This window comes from Pseudochrobactrum sp. XF203, assembly GCF_020341615.1.
GTDB classification, from domain to species: Bacteria; Pseudomonadota; Alphaproteobacteria; order Rhizobiales; family Rhizobiaceae; genus Pseudochrobactrum; species Pseudochrobactrum saccharolyticum.
Map to the genome: position 1 here is coordinate 1,750,703 of NZ_CP084392.1, position 18,586 is coordinate 1,769,288.

Below are 18,586 nucleotides of genomic sequence, written 5' to 3' on the forward strand. Positions count from 1 at the left end.
AATATGCAAATCTTGCATAACAACCAAAAAACAAAGCATTGGCTCTGCCGGATTTTTTTTCATAGCTTCAGTTTCAGCAGATTCCCATAAAATTTTAACGCCAAGGAATGCGTTGTGAGCCGAATTGTATATGTAAACGGTGCCTATGTCCCTGAAGAAGAAGCCAAGATCTCGGTCTTTGACCGCGGTTTCGTATTCGCAGACGGGATTTATGAAGTCAGTGCAGTTATCGATGGCAAGCTCGTTGACAATGATGCCCATATGGCGCGTCTCGGCCGTTCTTTGAAGATGATTGATGTACCGGCGCCGATGAGCGACGAAGACATCATCACCATGCAAAAAGAGCTGATCAAGCGCAACAATCTCACTGAAGGTGTGGTCTATATGCAGATCACCCGCGGTGCTGCGGATCGTGACTTCGTTTACAGCGCGGATATGAAACCGACACTGGTTGCTTTCACACAGGTGAAAAAGCTGATCGGTTCCGCCTCCCAGCAGAACGGTATTGCCATTCACGTTGTGGATGATATCCGCTGGCAGCGCCGCGACATTAAAACTGTGATGTTGCTGGCTCAGGTACTTGCCAAGCAGGAAGCAACCGCGCATGGTTGTCAGGACGCATGGATGCAGGAAGACGGCTATATTACTGAAGGTGCGTCCTCCAGTGCATTCATCATCACCGCAGAAGGCTCACTGATTGTGCGCCCGAATTCGAATGCAATTCTGCCGGGCTGCACACGTCTGGCCATGCTTAAAATTGCTGAAGAACAGAGCCTGAAGATTGAAGAACGCCGCTTTACGCTTGAAGAAGCCTTCAAAGCGAAAGAAGCCTTCCAGACCAGTGCTTCCGGTTTTGTGACCCCTGTTGTGAAAATTGCAGGCACAGTCATTGCAGACGGCAAGCCGGGTGCAATTACCCGCAGCCTGCAGGAAAAATATATCGAGATTGCTAAAGCAGTTTAAAAAACAGAACCGGTTTTCTTTGAAAACTGTGTTTCAAAAACTGTCGGCTTAATTTTTTCGATAAAACTGAATTCATCCGGCCATAATTTCGTAATTCTGGCCGGATACCGTCATGATCGCAAGCGCCCCGTAAACGGTTCTGATCTTTTGGGCCTCCCCCGGAAAAGACCGTTTAATTTCCTTGGCACTGATCATATGTCGGGCATTAGCACCACACTGAAACGGCAGTATCGCCGCAGAAGTGATACTACGTTTCTTTTTAATGCCTGATGATAATGCCCTGACAGCCCCTCCGGAAACCGGTCGGGCTGTCATTCTTTATCTGCGATCTGTTTCTTACCTCATGCCTCTACGGATTTAGAGCCGTTGCATTTAAGATGGATTTTTAACCGCTCTAAATCTTTGTTTTCACGCATTATCCGACGCAATCCGCTTCGCACTTTTGTTGGAAATGCTTTAACAGGAGTATCCTATGTCTGCTTCAGCACGCGATTTCGGTATTGTTTGCGGCATCATGCCGACCGGTGCGCATAATGCCATTACCGATGTTCCGGGCGTTAAAGTCGGTCACACCACCATCCGTGAAGGCAATATCAATACCGGTGTTACTGCGATTGTGCCGCATGACGGCAATATGTTCCGCAAGAAGGTTCTGGCAGCATCAGAATCCATCAATGGCTTTGGCAAAAGCGCCGGTCTTGTGCAGGTCAACGAGCTTGGCTCACTGGAAACGCCAATCCTGCTGACCAATACACTCAGCACCGGCACCTGCGTAAATGCACTTATCAAGCGCGCTATTGCTGCGAACAGCGATATCGGCCGCACCACCTCAACCGTTAATGCGGTTGTCGGCGAATGCAATGACGGCCCGCTCAATGATATTCAGGCTATGGCCGTTACCGAAGAGCACGCTTATGCGGCACTCGATGCTGCAACCACCGGTGCAGTGGCACAGGGCAATGTCGGCGCTGGCACCGGCATGACCTGTTTCGGCTTTAAAGGCGGCATTGGCACTTCATCCCGCCGCATCAAACTGGATGGCAAAGACTATCATCTGGGCACATTGGTACTCTCCAATTTCGGTCGCAAAGGCGATCTGACACTGCCGGATGGCCGTCATCCGACACCGGATTTCCCCGACAACGAAGAAAAAGGCTCGATCATGATGATTATGGCAACCGATATTCCGCTGGAGCACCGCCAGTTACAGCGCGTCATTCGCCGCTGCGGCGCGGGTATCGCACGTCTTGGTGCATTCTGGGGTCATGGCAGCGGGGATATTGTGATCGGCTTTACCACCGGCAACACTATTGATCACGACCAGAAGTCCGATCTGGTGACCATGCAGGCGCTGCATGAAGATAAGATTGACCAGTTGTTCCGTGCAGCTACAGAATCCACACAGGAAGCCATTCTCAATTCCATGTGCGCTGCAGAGAGCTTTACCGGCCGTGACGGTAACAGCCGAAAATCGCTGGCAGACTGGTTGAAGCTCAATAGCTAATCGCCAATATTCCACCCAATGAAAAAGCCTGCCGTGATAATCGCGGCAGGCTTTTTAATTTATCCAGAGACCGTGAAAGCCACATCAGCATTGGCCTTCAGTGTATTGCTGACCGTACACATGGCTTCAGCCGCTTCTGCCAGTTCATGGCGCTCATCATCAGACAGTTCACCGGCAATCAAAAACTGCACATTGAACCGCGTGATGCGATATGGCTCATGCTCCGTTTTCTCACCGCTGACTTTGACCTCATAGCTGCTGATACGCTCAATCAAACCGAGCTTGCGCGCGGCTATACGTGCACTCATCACCAGACAGGCCGAGAGAGACGCATAAAGCAGATCAATCGCGTTGAAACCCGCACCGGAAACCGTATTTTCCAGCGTCAGTTCCCCGCCGGTCAGCGAGCGGATCAGCGGCTTCTCCTGCCCCTGTAATGTCGCTACTGCGCCTGTTTCTCTGGTACGTACTGCCAATCCAACCATGCTCTTATTCCGGTTTTAGTCCGACTGCTTCCGCCAGCAATTCAAATGAATGCAGACGCGCCTGATGGTCAAAAATTTGCGCTGTAATCATCAGTTCGTCAACATCGGTGCGGGCAACAAAAGCATCAATCTGCTGGCGTATCGTTTCTTTATTGCCCACAGCGGAGCAGGCAAGTGCGGCCTTGATAATCGGCACAAAGCGCGGATCGAGATTTTCCTCATAGCCTTCTACCGGCGGCGGCAACTGCCCTGCATTACCGGTACGCAAATTCACAAAAGCCTGCTGGATGGAAGTGAACAGCAAACGGGCTTCCGCATCCGTATCAGCTGCAAAGACGTTAAATCCGGCCATCACATAAGGTTTATCGAGATATTGCGACGGTTCAAAACGGTGCCGGTAAAGCGCAATCGCATCATCCAGATCACCCGGGGCAAAGTGGGAAGCGAAAGCATAAGGCAGACCAAGCATAGCCGCCAGCTGTGCTCCAAACAGGCTGGAGCCGAGAATCCACACCGGCACATTCAGGCCCGAACCCGGATAAGCACGCACCCGCTGTTCTGTAGTCGGCTCGCCGAAATAACCCAGCAGCTCCACCACATCCTGCGGAAAAGACTGCGCATCCGAGCTGGAATTGCGCCGCAAGGCATAGGATGTCACCTGATCCGTGCCCGGCGCACGCCCTAGTCCCAAATCAATACGGTTCGGGTAAAGCGAGGCCAAGGTGCCGAATTGTTCGGCAATCACCAGTGGCGAATGGTTGGGCAGCATAATACCGCCTGCCCCGACACGGATGGATTTTGTGGCGCCGGCCACATGGCCGATCAGCACAGCTGTCGCCGCACTGGCAATGCCCGGCATATTATGATGCTCGGCCAGCCAGTAACGCCGGAAGCCGAGTTTCTCGGTATGTTGTGCAAGCTCAACGCTGTTCTGCATGGCTTGTGCTGCGGTGCTGCCGAGTGTGATCGGCGCGAGATCAAGAACGGAAAATTTGGTCATGCATCATATATATAGTAATGACTACACAATACCAGAGCCTCAAATCACCACAGTGAATAATTTTGTATTTTTCTTTGAATAAATCCGGAAGCAATATCTTCAAAATAAAAAGGCCGGTCATAAAGACCGGCCTTTTTCTTATTTTACAGAACCATCTTAGTGATGGGCAGACTGCACTTCCGCCTTCAGCTCTTCCTCTGTAGGAACCGAAACCAGAGGTTTAACGGTCTTCGCAGAGATCAGCGTGTAGAACATCGGCACCACAAACAAGGTGAACATTGTACCGACCATCAGACCGGTGAAGATCACCAGACCCATGGAGTAACGCGCTGCCGCACCGGCACCGGTTGCCATCATCAGCGGCACAACGCCGAGCGCCATAGCTGCAGTTGTCATCAGGATCGGACGCAGACGGGTTTTAGCCGAAGCGATAATCGCATCGTGACGGCTCAGTCCGTGTTCATGGCGCTGCTGATTGGCGAATTCCACCATCAGAATACCATGCTTGGTAATCAGCCCCACAAGGGTAATCAGACCAACCTGCGTATAGATATTCAGCGTACCGAGACCAAGGTTCAGCGGCACAATCGCACCGAAAATCGACAGCGGAACGGTCATCATAATAATGAACGGATCGCGGAAGCTTTCGAACTGTGCAGCCAGCACCAGATAAATCACGATAACAGCGAGCGAGAAGGCGATCAGGATTGTATTACCCTGCTCGATTTCCAGACGTGACTGACCCGAATAGTCAATGAAGAAGCCTTCCGGCAGCTTGGCATTGGCAATATCAAGGATCGTTTTCAGACCGTCACCGGTTGTAACACCTGGCAGCGGCAGAGCCGAAATCGTTGAGGAGTTCAGCTGGTTGAACTGTTCAATTGCAGTCGGGGAAGCCTGATTTACAATCTTCACCACGGCAGACAGTGGCACCATCTCACCCGAAGCACTGCGAACATAGAATTCACCGAGCTTGGACGGATTGCGGCGATACTCATCCGGCACCTGCATGATAATATCATAGCTGTTATTATCACGGTCGAACTGGGCAACCTTACCACCACCGGTCATCAGACCGAGGGTCGCGCCGATTTCGCTGACAGTCACGCCCATTGCGGATGCACGTTCACGGTCAACTTCAATCGTTGTCTGCGGAGAATTGAACGACAGGGAGTTCTGAACAATGATGAACTGTCCCGAAGCCTGCGCTTCATTCTTGATTTCCTCAGAGATTTCGAAAACCTGATCCGACGAACCTGTCGACTGGATAGCGATCGAAATCGGCAGACCACCACCGGTACCCGGCAGCGACGGCGGAGCAAAGATGAAGGCCTGTACGCCGGTCACATCTTTAATACGCTTGGTCAGGTCTTCCTGAATCTGCTTCTGCGAACGGTCACGCTGCGACCAGTCTTTCAATGCCCACAGAGCAATACCTTCGTTTGTCGCACTGCCGAAACCGACAATGTTAAAACGGGCTTTCAGTTCAGGCAGATCTTTTGTCAGTTCATCGATCTGGTCTGCATAAAGCTTGGTATAGTCTGATGTCGCATATTTAGGGCCGCTGAACATCGAGAACAACGCACCGGAATCTTCTTCAGGAGCGAGTTCCGATGAGGTGTTCACGAACAGGAAGCCCATAACACCAACCAGAGACACAACGACCAGCATGGTGATCGGACGATAGTTCAGAGAACCGGAAACCCAGCGTTCATAGCCGTTTTCAAAACGGGTGAACAAACGGTCTACAAACTGGGCAAAGCGGCTGGCTTCACCATGTTTCAGCATGCGCGAACACATCATCGGAGAGATGGTAAGCGCCGCCACACCGGACAGAATAACCGCACCGGCAAGTGTGAACGCAAATTCACGGAACAGCGAACCGGTCAACCCACCGGTAAAGCCGAGCGGTGCAAACACCGCAGCCAGTGTAATCGTCATCGCCACGATGGAAGAGGTAATTTCCTTCATGCCCACAAAGGATGCATGGATCGGTGTCAGACCTTCTTCAATATGGCGGTGAATATTCTCAAGCACCACGATCGCGTCGTCCACCACCAGACCGATGGCCAGAACCATCGCCAGCAAGGACAGAAGATTGATCGAGAATCCGAGAATGAACAGGAAGAAACACACACCGATCAGCGAGATAGGAATGGTAACAATCGGGATCAGAACCGAACGGAACGAGCCAAGGAACAGCAGGATCACGATAACAACGATAATCATCGCTTCTGCAATTGTCTTGAAAACCTCAACAATCGAAGAAGAAATCTGCTCGGTCGCATCATAAACCAGAATGATGTTCATGCCCTGCGGCAGGCTGTCCTGAATGCTCGGCAGTTCCTTGTTCACGGCTGTTGCCATGTCAATCGGGTTAGCCGAAGGCGTCGGGAACACACCGATAAATGTACCGCTGGAACCGTTGAATGTCACAACAGTATCCGTGCTCTTTGCGGCCAGTTCAACATTGGCAACATCGCGCATACGGATAATATCGGAACCTTCCGCACGGATCGGCATCTCCGCAAAAGCCTCAGGCGTCTGCAAAGTGGAACGCAGAGTAATCGCAGTTGCGAAATATTCGTTCTTTGTCTTACCCGGTGCCGACAGGAAGTTGGATGCTTTAATCGCAGCCAGCACTTCCGAAGCTGTCACATTACGGGCAGCCATACGGATAGGATCAACCCATACGCGCATGGAATATTCCTGACCACCGAGGATCTGCGCATCAGCCACACCTTCAATGGTGGACATGCGCGGACGGATCACGCGGTCAATATATTCCGTGATCTGCTCATTGGTCATATTCGGGTTCTGTACGGCCAGATACATGGTCGCAAAGGACTGACCGGTACCTTTGGAGATGACCGGATCTTCCGATTCACTCGGCAGATCGCCGCGAACCTGATTGACCTTGGAGATAACCTCTGTCAGCGCCGCATCGGGATTAGCCCCGAGCTTCATCTGAACCGTAACAGTGCTGAGTGACTGGCTACTTTTGGAAGTCACATAGTCAACATTTTCAGTCGTCGCCACTGCTTTCGCAATAGGCGCGGTGATGAAGCCCTGAATGAGCTCCGCGCTGGCACCGGCATAGGCGGTCGTAACGGTAATAACCGTTTCGTCCACTTCCGGATACTGCCGCACTGACAGATTGAAAATCCCCTGCAAACCAAGCAGGATAATCATCAGTGCAACAACAATCGAAAGAACCGGCCTGCGTATAAAACTATCAGAAAAGCTCATCTCTCGACCTTATGGTTTCTTCTGGGCATCAGCAGGATTGACCTTATTGTCAATATGCGCACCCATCCCGTTGCTCAGGCGGTTCTGGCCGGAAGTCACGACAATATCGCCTTCCTTGACGCCGCTCAGAACTTCAACATTATTACCGGTACGGCGGCCAAGCTTCACAAACACCTGATGCAGGATCAGATCATCAGTTGTTGCTGCTGCATCTGTCTTTGGTGCCTCTGCTGCCTGCGCGGTATCGGTTTTCGCAGCTTCTTTTTTCACCACAGTGAAAACATAGTCACCATAAAGGCTGGTCACGACACTGGTCAGCGGCAGAACAATCACATTGTTTTCTTCCGGCAGAACAACACGAACCTGTACGAACTGACCCGGTACCAGTGATTTTTCAGAATTATCAACCTGTGCCTGAATGGAAACCAGACGGCTTGCAGGGTCGATTTTCGGATCAATACCGATGATTTTGCCTTTGAAAGCGTAATCTGCAGCGGATGCACCGATCTGAACTTCCTGACCGATCGACAGGTTCTTCAGTTCCTGTTCCGGCACGGTGAAGTCCACACGCATCGTGTCAACATTCTGCAATGTTGCCACAACATTGCCGGGTGCCATGAACTGACCAATATCCACGCGGGAAATACCGATCACACCGGAGAAAGGTGCAATAAGACGCTTCAGATCAACTGTTGCCTGTGCCTTGGCAACATTTGCCTTTGCAGAAGACAAAGCCGCAGCGGTTGTATCAACATTGGATACAGCGCCGACGCCCTGTGTGCGCAATGTCTGCGCACGCTTGTAATTCTGCTCGCTCAGCTCGGCTTCAGCCTTGCTTGCTGCGAGATCAGCTTTCTGGATTTCATCATCCAGCTGCACCAGAAGATCGCCTTTTTTGACGTGCTGGTTAGGCTTGAAGAGGATTTCTTTGACAATACCGTCGATCTGGAAAGTCAGATTGACACCGTCTTCAGCACGGGCGGAACCGATTGCTTCAACGCCGGGCAGCCACTGGCCCGGTTTGACCTCGAGGGTTGAAACGGCCTGTGACGGCTGCTTCATATTTGCAAAGAAGTCCTTAATGGCCTGCGCACGGAACAGGTTAAACCCGATCAGCCCTCCGCATACCAGAACAAGCAATATAATCGCGATGATGAAACGCTTAATCATCTTATGTGGCACTCCTGCCGCAGAATGGATACAGAACGAAGAATGTCCAATCGGCATGGCTGGACACACGTTTTTATTAAATAGGGTGCGATAACTGTACGTTAAGCTGAAAATTGTCAACTCATGCTTGGTCACGCTATGGTCATCAGCATTGTCCGGCAACGAAATTACCGGCTCATATCAGGCCGGTTGATAAACCCGTTTCCGGCTCAACGCATTCACAAGAAGGAAAATGCGGATCAGAAATGTCAGGATTTGCCCAATTTCGGCACAAGATTTTGTCTGCAAACGGTAAATTTATCTCCGATCAATATAATTTTTGCCGTTTTCACATCAACTCTTTGAAGCTTAGACTAAAAACCGGATTTTTACACCTTATATTATCGGCCGCGCATCTTCCGGCATTACTCACGAAATTGTTATGAATTTTAACCATTCCGCCGGCGCGATCCGGCGGCTGTGCACTACGGGAATTGTTTTCCTGCACTATATTATGCCATGATTCATTGCTGATTATGAAGACAGCTATTATGCCAAATTCATCTCAGCCTGTAACAAACGGACAATGCTTTCCCATGAGAAAACGACAAACGGCAACATTATCCGCATTCATGACAGGGGCAGCCCTGCTGCTGACCTTGCCCGCCTCGGCTCAGGACATGCGCGCACCGGTAAAGGCAACGCAGGAAACTCCCGAACCTGTCTACTCCCTGCCCGGTGTTAAACCTGCCAAACCCATTGTGACACCGCCGCAGGCAGAACCGGATGAAACCTATCTTCAGAGCAATCCGGACGGGAGCTTTATGGTCGGCAAGACCAGAGTGAAAATCAGCGGCTCGATCATCATGGATATCGGCAACAATCCGCCGAGCAATAAATAACAAGCGCCGCTCAAAATTCGGGCCACATATATTCCTGCATAAAATAAAAGCCGCAGAGACCAGACAGTCTTCGCGGCTTTTTTATATCAATTCAGATCGGCCGGAAATTACCGGCACTTGCTGCTCTTGTTAAAATCACAGCAATGCCGTTTCCGCAGATCTCTGGCCGAGCAGGAATAATCTGAATTTCCCCTGCCCTCGTCACAGACTGATTAGCTGTTAACAGCGTCTTTCAGGCCTTTACCAGCCGAGAATTTTGGTACGTTGCGCGCAGCAATTTCAACTTCCTTGCCGGTCGAAGGATTACGGCCTGTGGAAGCTGCGCGATGGGAGACGGAGAAAATACCAAAACCTGGCAGACGAACTTCGCCGCCGTCCTTCAATGCACCGGTGACGGATTCAAGCACAGCGTCAACGGCTGAAGCAGCATCGGTCTTGGTGAGACCTGATTTTTCTGCAACGGCAGCAACCAGTTCATTCTTGTTCATGAGGTAATTCCTTTCGTGTTTTTTTCCGCTGGTTACGACTCAGCCGGATTGGCGAAGTTTATTCAAAGAAACAGCTGAACCAAGCAGAGTTTTCCTTTTCGACCCCGCAAAAGCAGGGTTAAACACAGAAATAACCCCTGAAAACCGGCATTTTGCCCTCTGTAGCACCAAGAGGTTCCCAATTTTACACGATCCAAGGCACGAAATGCCGGCATTGCGAATCTGCAGACTGCTAAGGGATTCTGTCGCTGACAGGCCAGAATTCACCTGTTTGCCGGTCATTTTTCACGCAAGTTTCCGGCCGTGAACGCGCAATAAAAAAAGCGGCCGGAGCCGCTTTTTCAGATTATCCGCGAGGGCATTCCTGCCCTGCTCTATAATCAGCCGTGAACTTTAGCGGCGATTTCAGCAACGCGCTTGCCCTGGAAGCGTGCACCTTCGAGCTCCTGCTCGGAAGGCTGGCGGGAGCCGTCACCATCGGCAGTGGTTGTCATACCATAAGGTGCGCCACCGCGAACAACATCATTACCGAGCTGCCCCTGATAGGCATAGGACAACGGAACAATAATCATACCGTGATGCTGCAGCTGCCACTGGGTGGAGATCAGCGCCAGTTCCTGACCGCCATGCTGTGTTGCAGACGAAGCCATAACGGAACCGATTTTATTCACCAATGCGCCTTTGGCCCACAGACCGCCGGTCTGGTCAAAGAAGTTTTTCATCTGTGAAGACATGGTGCCGAAGCGCGAAGAAACGCCAACGATGATCGCATCATAATTTTCGAGATCTGCAGGTGTTGCAACTTCTGCTTCCTGATCCAGCTTGAAGCCGGAAGCCTTGGCAACTTCAGCAGGCACCAGTTCTGCAACGCGTTTAATATCCACCTGAGCACCGGCTTCGCGCGCACCTTCTGCAGCGGCTTTAGCCATCTGTTCCATGTGACCATAAGCGGAATAATAAAGTACCAGAACCTTAGCCATATTCGAAAATTCTCCGTTTTAATCAGGTCTGCCGATGCTGTTCTGAGACAAAACCGACAACCACATTGATATCCATGCATCCTATTTAATACAGAAATTGAAATGCACCAGTCGCGACTTACAGGACGCACTGTTCAACATTCAGGACAATAACCGGCTGTTAACACAGCAATGCTTCCGCTTTATGAAACAATGCGGATCGTAAATCAGCACATCAGGATCACTTGACGATCGGTGCCCAGTCCGGTCATGTTCTGGTTGTGAATGGAGTCTCCCATGACGAATAAACAACCCGTGATTATCCGTGCGGCAATGCTGGCAATCGGCGACGAACTGCTCTCCGGCCGTACCAAAGATAAAAATATCGGCTATATGGCCGACCGTCTTTATGATGCCGGTATTGATCTGACCGAAGTTCGTATTGTCGCCGACGATCAGCCGGCCATTGTTAAGGCCGTGCTTGAGCTGAGTGAAGCATATGATTATCTGTTTACGTCCGGCGGTATCGGCCCGACCCATGACGATATCACTGCGGATGCCGTATCCGCCGCTTTCAGCCTGCCTTGTATTTATGATGAAAAAGCCATGGCATTGCTGGCTGCTCATTATAAATCCAGAGACATGGAATTCACGCCGTCGCGCCAGCGCATGGCGCGTATGCCGCAAGGCGCACAGCATATTGACAATCCGGTCTCTGTTGCCCCCGGTTTCATTATTGCCAATGTCTATGTGATGGCCGGTGTGCCTTCCGTTTTTCAGGCAATGGTCGAGAATATTCTGCCAACTTTGCGTACCGGCAGCCGCTTTCATTCCCGCACAATTATCTGCCCGTTTGGCGAGGGCGTGATCGGCATTCCCCTGCGTGAAGTTCAGGAAACCCATCCTGAAACAATCATCGGCTCTTATCCGAAATTCGAGAACGGTAAGTTTTCGACAGAGCTGGTTGTGCGTGCACGCGATGAGGAAAAACTCGCCGCGGCAGCCGCAGCTGTTGAGAAAATGCTGGCAGATATTCAGCAATAATTGCAAGCATTTGCGTTTATCACCGCCATAAAATACGTTATAATACACGTCAGGTATTATTGAGGAAACGGACAGCAGATTATGACTGATCCCCCGCTATAAAAGGGGGATTGATGCCGAGAAATAAAATCATCTGAATTTGCGCAGCTTTCACGCGTAACGAATACGGAGTGTTATCCATGTCCTATCGTACCGTCATCGCCTATATCCGCAGCACACAGGAATTGCAGAGAATATACAGGGCTCTTGCGCTGCTCGCGCAAGACGGGGAGCCCATGCATGTAACCGGCCTCTATGTTATTCCGACACCGGTTATTTATTCTGATGCAAGCGGCTTTATAGATGCCAGTTTTTATGAAGGGCATCTTCGGCATCATCAGAAAAATGCCGAGGCTGTTGCCCACCTCTTTCAGGAACAGATTACCCGCTATGCCACAACGTCTGAATTCCTGATCGTCCGCTCCGAAAGCGACAATGCGAGCCAGACCATCAATGAATTCGGCATGGCTGCAGATCTCATCCTTGCCGGACAGGCCGATCCGGATGATCCGGACACACAGATCACCCCTCTGGATCAGCTCGTATATAATACCAAAACCCCGACACTTATCGTGCCGTATAATTTCCATCCGCCCCGCAGCATCCGCCAGCTCGCTATCGCTTTTAACGGAAAATATGAAGCGTCCAGCGCTGCTTTCGATGCTTTGCCGCTGGCACGCCATTGCGCAACCGTGCGCATTGTCTGGGTCAACGCACCAAAACCCGAGAGTGAAGAAGCAGCAACAACGGTTATCCCTGCCCCGCACCGCGACCCTGACGCGCCGCGCGAAGCACCGGAAATCGCGGTCAGATTGCAGCAGGCCTATCAGCGCCACGATATCTCAGCCAGAATTGATCTGATCCCTTCCGAAGGGCAAACCGTTCAGGATCGCCTGCGCGCCTATGTCGAAGCCAATGAAATTGATGTGCTGATTATGGGGGCTTACAGCCAGTCGCGCTTGAAAGAGCTGATCTTTGGCGGTGTCACACGCTCATTTTTGGCGAATATGCCCTGCCTGACACTGTTTTCACGCTGATCCTTGTTTCCAGAGCATTTCCGGCAAAAGTGCGAAGCGGTTTTGCGTAGGATAATGCGACAAACTAAAGAATCTAGAGCGAGTATTGCGATCCAGCATGGACGTAAACCGCTCTAGAGCGTGTTGCGTTGAATTGCATTCACTGCGCTCGCTCTATCTCTTTGTTTTTACGCATGTCACTATCGGAAAACCAGCACCCCTTTTCCGCGACATGCTCCAGCGCAGAAGTGCTCTATATCCGGCGCCAGAAACGAAAGAAAACGAAAACAAGTGAAAATCACGCACAACTGCAGATTTATCTGCGGTTGTGGCAAAGTTAATATTGCCAGAAAAGTGCTTTTTCGTTTATCACGGTAAATCACCTGAAAACGGTAAATCTGCAATGATGTGCCGAATTTAGGGTCTTGTACTCTGCCAGAATACCGTCATTATTTCTGATAAGAAGCGGATGTAATGAATCCGGTTCCCGGCGGATATTTTACTGTTTTCAAACTCTCTGCCGGTTTGAATCATACTGAAACGAAACAACAGTACAGAGCCACCGCAACTTTCATCTGAGACGGCGGATCTGTCAGACTATTTTATAAACGGAGCATTTCGATGTCCTTGCCTGATAAAGCTTTCCCGGTTTCCTGGGACCAATTTCATCGCGATGCCCGCGCACTCGCATGGCGTATTTCCGGACAGGGTAAAGACTGGCACGCAATTGTCGCCATCACCCGCGGCGGTCTGGTACCGGCAGCCATTATCTGCCGTGAGCTTGGCATCCGCATGATCGAGACCGTCTGCATTGCCTCCTATCATGATTACAGTGAACAGGGTGAATTGCGCGTTATCAAATCCATCGGTGAAAAACTGCTGGAAAACGGCGGCGAAGGCGTTCTGGTCATTGATGACCTCACCGACACCGGCAAGACCGCAAAAATTGTACGCGATATGATGCCAAAAGCACATTTTGCGACTGTTTATGCCAAGCCGCAGGGACGCCCGCTGATTGATACATTCGTCACCGAAGTCTCGCAGGACACATGGATTTATTTCCCTTGGGATATGGGTTTCACCTATCAGGAACCGATTGCCAAAGGCCATCGTGGTTAAATGATTTGTGTCGCCGTCAGATTTTTCTGATGGCGACACTGCAATGCCGGCTCCGAACAACTGATAAAACCGGCAGCTGTGCTAAATTTTTATCTGCGTAAACTACAAAAAATAAGCGCTGCCAGATCATACTGACCGGAATGGGTGGTCAACATGATTTCCTGACAGACAAAGCGCCGGAACTTAACAAATATAACTCGTCTTATTTTTAAGATGATCACACCTCAGACAATTAAAAACCACATTGATGAGGATAATGATTTGCATAAATAAAATGCAGATCAGAATAAGCATATGAATAAATGCCATATATTCAAAAATGGCCAACAAAATATATAAAAAGGTAAGTAAACTCAGTGAATATACAGGGAAGCGGAATTGTCGCGACAGATAAACGAATTTTAACAGCTGCAGGACGTCTTCTGCAGGTTGCGGCATTGGTCTATCGAAATCCCGGCCCCTCTCCTGAAATTCTGTTGATTACAAGTCGCGGCACCGGTCGCTGGATTACACCAAAAGGCTGGCCTAAAGCCGGCAAGACATTGCATGACATGGCACTGCGTGAGGCTTTTGAGGAAGCGGGCATTCGCGGCTCTGTTAATCCTGATCCTGTTGGCCAGTTTGATTATATGAAATATGATCTGCCAGCCGAAGCCATTCCAAGCTTTACCGTTAATGTCTATGCCGTTGAATTTGAACGCATGGCGAAGAACTGGCCGGAGCGCGGTCAGCGTATCAGTGAATGGGTCAGCCCTGAAGAAGCCGCAGCGCGTGTTGATGAACCGGAATTGAAAAAACTGCTGCTGAACCTGCCGGACTTCATCTACAGCAAATAAATTTCAGTAGTGCGCCGTGTCCGGACTTGGCACACAAACTCGTTCTGATTTTAAAGGCGCTGTGCATCAAGCACAGCGCCTTTTACTTTGTCTCAGATTTCCACTGCAATGCTGCAGGGCGCCCTGCATTTTCGTCTCTGCTTAAATCAGTACGGTTTTGGGCATTATGCTTCAGCGACCACCGGATACATCCAGCAGCGCACCGGATGTATAAGATGAAGCATCACTCAGCAGCCAGACAATTGCTTCGGCAATTTCAGCGGCTTCACCCGGACGCCCCATTGGCGTATTCACACCCAGCCTGTGCGCTCTGTCCGGCTGCCCGCCGCTGGCATGAATATCCGTATTCACCAAACCCGGCCGCACAGCATTGACGCGCACCTTCTGAGCGCCGAGTTCTTTTGACAGGCCGAGCGCCAATGTATCCACGGCAGCTTTTGAACCGGCATAGTCAATATATTCAAACGGCGAGCCAATCCGCGAAGCAACGGATGACACCAGAACAATCGAACCGCCCTTGCCGCCCCGTTCAACAGACAGGTGTCGTGCACTTTCACGTGCGCAGAGATAGGCACCCAGCACATTCACGTCGAACATGCGTTTCAGCCGTTCCGCACTCATATCAGCCAATTGCTGTGACGGCGCAACAATACCGGCATTGACCACAACGCCATCCAGCTGACCAAACTGCTTTTCAGTCTCGTCAAACATCGCGATGACATCGGCTTCAACAGCGACATCGCCCTGTAAGATGATCGCTTGTCCGCCTGCTTTGCGCACATCCTCGGCAGTCAGCTCTGCAGCTTCGCGATTTCCGGCATAGTTAATCCCGACCGACCAGCCTCTTTCACCGCACAAAATTGCTGCCGCCCGCCCGATACCACGGCTTGCACCTGTAATCAGAACAACTTTACTCATAGTTCTCCGCCCGTTTCCTCAACCCAAATTCGTGATGAAGATACCTCCTCCGGCATCTTCATATCTTTTATAAACAAAAAGCCGCCGGAAAATTCCGGCGGCTTTCTTATCTCAGCATGTTCTCAAAGCTCAGCCTTCAATGGCTTTAACGAGGGCAGCCAGTGCTTCATCAGCCTTGCTGCCATCAGGACCACCAGCCTGCGCCATATCTGCACGTCCGCCGCCGCCCTGACCGCCAAGCGCTGCCGACGCAACACGTACCAGATCAACGGCACTAAAGCGGGATGTCAGATCATCCGTCACCGCAACAACTGCACTGGCCTTACCGTCTTCGCTTACACCGATGAAAGCAACAATGCCGGAGCCGAGTGCTTTTTTACCTTCATCCGCCAATGGCTTCAGGTCTTTCGGTGCAACGCCGGTCACACTGCGTCCCATGAACTGAACACCATTGATGGTCTTCGCTTCATTGTCCGATTTGGAAGAGCCGCCACTGAGAGCCAGTTTCTTACGGGCTTCCGTCAGCTCTTTTTCCAGTTTGCGGCGCTCATCAATCAGACTGTTCACGCGATCAAGCGCTTCAGACGGCGTGGTCTTCAAAGCAGATGCAATCGCTTTAACACGGTCATCCTGTTCTTCCAGATAAAGACGTGCGGCCTCACCGGTCAGCGCTTCCATACGGCGAACACCGGCTGCAACCGCGCCTTCCGATACGATGCGTACCAAACCAATATCACCGGTCTGACGGACATGCGTACCACCGCACAGTTCCAGAGAATAGGTTTTACCGGCTTTTTCGCCCTGCGTCGCAGTACCCATGGAAACCACGCGGACTTCATCGCCGTATTTCTCACCGAACAGAGCCATCGCACCGGCTTCGATTGCATCATCCACGGCCATCAGGCGTGTCGTTACCGGTGAGTTCTGCAGAATGATCTCATTGGCAATGCTCTCAACCTTGCGCAGCTCTTCTTCGCTGATCGGTTTCGGATGCGAGAAGTCAAAACGCAGGCGTTCAGGAGCAACGAGAGAACCCTTCTGCGCCACGTGATCGCCAAGCGTTTCGCGCAGAGCTTCGTGCAGCAGATGGGTTGCCGAGTGATTGGAGCGCATACGGCTGCGGCGGTCATGTTCAACCACCAGCTCAACAGCATCACCGGTTGCGAGCTTACCCTCACGGATTGTTGCCTGATGGACAAAAACACCGTCAGCTTTTTTCACAGTATCGGTCACTTCAATGACAAAACCATCGCCATAGATGAAACCGGCATCACCCTGCTGACCACCGGATTCCGCATAGAATGGTGTCTGGTTGACGATAATGCTGACAGTTTCACCCTGTGCAGCTTTATCGATGATCTGACCATCACGAACCAGAGCGGTTACAACGCCCTCAGCCTTTTCGGTATCGTAACCGAGGAACTCTGTCGCGCCGACTTTATCGCGTACCGAGAACCAGACTTTTTCCGTTGCCGCATCACCGGAGCCTGACCAATTGGCACGGGCTTCAGCCTTCTGGCGTTCCATCGCAGCGCTGAAACCATCGGTATCAACAGTAATACCGCGCTGGCGCAAAGCATCCTGCGTCAGGTCAAGCGGGAAACCATAGGTATCATAGAGTTTGAACGCAGTCTCACCATCAAGGCTCTGACCTTCGCTCATATTCTCTGTTGCATCGCTTAAGAGACCAAGGCCGCGTTCCAGTGTTTTACGGAAACGGGTTTCTTCAAGCTTCAGCGTTTCAGAAATCAGAGCTTCTGCACGCACCAGCTCCGGATAAGCCTGTCCCATTTCACGAACCAGTGTCGGCAGCAAACGATACATCAGCGGGTCGCGTGCACCAAGCAACTGCGCATGACGCATGGCACGACGCATAATACGGCGCAGCACATAGCCACGACCTTCATTCGACGGCAAAACACCATCGGCAATCAGGAAGCTGGCAGAACGCAGATGATCGGCGATTACGCGATGGCTGGCGCGCTGTCCGCCTTCAGCTTTAACGCCGGTTGCTTCTTCCGAAGCACGGATCAGTGCTTTGAACAGATCAATATCATAATTGTCGTGAACGCCCTGCAAGACGGCAGCAACACGCTCCAGTCCCATACCCGTATCAATCGACGGACGCGGCAAATCAATGCGCTCTTCTTTTGTAATCTGCTCGAACTGCATGAAAACGAGATTCCAGATCTCGATAAAACGGTCACCGTCTTCATCTGCTGATCCCGGAGGGCCACCCCAGATATGGTCGCCGTGATCGAAGAAGATTTCCGAGCAAGGGCCGCAAGGGCCGGTATCACCCATCGACCAGAAATTGTCATTGGTAGCGATACGAATGATACGATCATCCGACAGACCGGCAATCTTTTTCCAGTAATTCGCAGCATCGTCATCCGTATGATAAACGGTAACAAGCAGCTTATCTTTGTTCAGACCAAATTCTTTGGTGAGCAAATTCCATGCAAAGGTAATTGCCTCCTCTTTGAAATAATCGCCGAAGGAGAAATTCCCCAGCATTTCAAAGAATGTGTGGTGGCGTGCAGTATAGCCGACATTATCCAGATCATTATGCTTACCACCGGCGCGCACGCATTTCTGCGCAGTTGCAGCACGGCTGTAAGGGCGCGTTTCAAGACCGGTAAAGACGTTCTTGAACTGAACCATACCGGCATTGGTGAACATCAAAGTCGGGTCATTGCGTGGCACAAGCGGGCTCGACGCCACCGCTTCATGGCCATTCTTACGAAAATAATCGAGGAATGTTGACCTGATCTCGTTAACGCCGCTCATTATTCACCTTTGGGTTCTGCCCGATTTTAACCGTAGTAACACGGCCTGTCATATCTCAAATAAGTATGGGATCCGGTTTGCGCAACAGCTTGATCCGGCCAGATAATTACCCGATCGCCTTCAGC

Annotated in this window: 15 protein-coding genes; 7 read left to right on the plus strand and 8 right to left on the minus strand. The window is 51.0% G+C overall.

The features are described 5' to 3' along the window. Positions 1-114 precede the first annotated feature (114 nt). Together LDL70_RS07970 and LDL70_RS07975 are read left to right on the plus strand one after the other, a co-directional pair. On the plus strand, positions 115-963 hold the full coding sequence (locus tag LDL70_RS07970) for a D-amino-acid transaminase (protein WP_151159112.1): 849 nt from the start codon (positions 115-117) through the stop codon (positions 961-963). A 472-nt stretch (positions 964-1,435) separates the two neighbouring features. Beyond that, positions 1,436-2,467, plus strand: coding sequence for a P1 family peptidase (locus LDL70_RS07975; RefSeq protein ID WP_225684796.1), 1,032 nt, complete (start codon positions 1,436-1,438; stop codon positions 2,465-2,467). 59 nt (positions 2,468-2,526) lie between these two features. On the opposite strand, the gene LDL70_RS07980 is transcribed toward LDL70_RS07975, so the two are convergent. From LDL70_RS07980 to LDL70_RS07995, 4 genes are all read right to left on the minus strand, one after another. Further along, positions 2,527-2,952, minus strand: a complete 426-nt coding sequence (locus LDL70_RS07980; RefSeq protein WP_225684797.1) for an OsmC family protein — start codon at positions 2,950-2,952, stop codon at positions 2,527-2,529. Positions 2,953-2,956: 4 nt separating this feature from the next. Next, positions 2,957-3,952 (minus strand): LLM class flavin-dependent oxidoreductase, encoded by a 996-nt coding sequence (locus tag LDL70_RS07985; RefSeq protein ID WP_220159801.1) that lies wholly within the window; start codon positions 3,950-3,952, stop codon positions 2,957-2,959. A 156-nt stretch (positions 3,953-4,108) separates the two neighbouring features. Further along, positions 4,109-7,201, minus strand: coding sequence for an efflux RND transporter permease subunit (locus LDL70_RS07990; RefSeq protein ID WP_075654984.1), 3,093 nt, complete (start codon positions 7,199-7,201; stop codon positions 4,109-4,111). 9 nt (positions 7,202-7,210) lie between these two features. Continuing rightward, a complete protein-coding gene (locus tag LDL70_RS07995; protein WP_225684798.1) occupies positions 7,211-8,371 on the minus strand; it encodes an efflux RND transporter periplasmic adaptor subunit in 1,161 nt (386 codons plus the stop codon). A 575-nt stretch (positions 8,372-8,946) separates the two neighbouring features. Between LDL70_RS07995 and LDL70_RS08000 the strand changes: the two genes are divergently transcribed. Continuing rightward, entirely contained in the window at positions 8,947-9,252 is a 306-nt protein-coding gene (locus LDL70_RS08000; protein ID WP_225684799.1) for a hypothetical protein, read from the plus strand. 212 nt (positions 9,253-9,464) lie between these two features. On the opposite strand, the gene LDL70_RS08005 is transcribed toward LDL70_RS08000, so the two are convergent. Together LDL70_RS08005 and wrbA are read right to left on the minus strand one after the other, a co-directional pair. Then, positions 9,465-9,740, minus strand: a complete 276-nt coding sequence (locus LDL70_RS08005; RefSeq protein ID WP_022711909.1) for an HU family DNA-binding protein — start codon at positions 9,738-9,740, stop codon at positions 9,465-9,467. Positions 9,741-10,120: 380 nt separating this feature from the next. Beyond that, positions 10,121-10,720, minus strand: a complete 600-nt coding sequence (wrbA, locus tag LDL70_RS08010; protein WP_022711910.1) for an NAD(P)H:quinone oxidoreductase type IV — start codon at positions 10,718-10,720, stop codon at positions 10,121-10,123. A 276-nt stretch (positions 10,721-10,996) separates the two neighbouring features. Here wrbA and LDL70_RS08015 point away from each other — a divergent pair, with 276 nt between their 5' ends. The 4 genes from LDL70_RS08015 (at position 10,997) to LDL70_RS08030 (ending at position 14,753) form a co-directional block, all read left to right on the plus strand. Continuing rightward, positions 10,997-11,743, plus strand: coding sequence for a competence/damage-inducible protein A (locus tag LDL70_RS08015; protein ID WP_022711911.1), 747 nt, complete (start codon positions 10,997-10,999; stop codon positions 11,741-11,743). Between the two features lie 179 nt (positions 11,744-11,922). Then, positions 11,923-12,819 carry a universal stress protein gene (locus tag LDL70_RS08020; protein ID WP_022711912.1) on the plus strand — a complete coding sequence of 299 codons (897 nt, stop codon included), beginning with the start codon at positions 11,923-11,925 and terminating at the stop codon, positions 12,817-12,819. Positions 12,820-13,419: 600 nt separating this feature from the next. Then, entirely contained in the window at positions 13,420-13,917 is a 498-nt protein-coding gene (gpt, locus tag LDL70_RS08025; protein WP_022711913.1) for a xanthine phosphoribosyltransferase, read from the plus strand. A 356-nt stretch (positions 13,918-14,273) separates the two neighbouring features. Next, the gene (locus LDL70_RS08030; protein ID WP_022711914.1) at positions 14,274-14,753 is read left to right on the plus strand and encodes an NUDIX hydrolase; all 480 of its coding nucleotides are present in this window, start codon (positions 14,274-14,276) and stop codon (positions 14,751-14,753) included. A gap of 171 nt (positions 14,754-14,924) precedes the next feature. Here the strand turns inward: LDL70_RS08030 and LDL70_RS08035 are convergent, their stop codons facing one another. Further along, on the minus strand, positions 14,925-15,671 hold the full coding sequence (locus LDL70_RS08035; protein WP_225684800.1) for an SDR family oxidoreductase: 747 nt from the start codon (positions 15,669-15,671) through the stop codon (positions 14,925-14,927). A 129-nt stretch (positions 15,672-15,800) separates the two neighbouring features. Further along, complete coding sequence (gene alaS / locus LDL70_RS08040; RefSeq protein ID WP_225684801.1) at positions 15,801-18,461, minus strand: alanine--tRNA ligase; 2,661 nt, start codon at positions 18,459-18,461, stop codon at positions 15,801-15,803. Between the last annotated feature and the right edge of the window lie 125 nt (positions 18,462-18,586).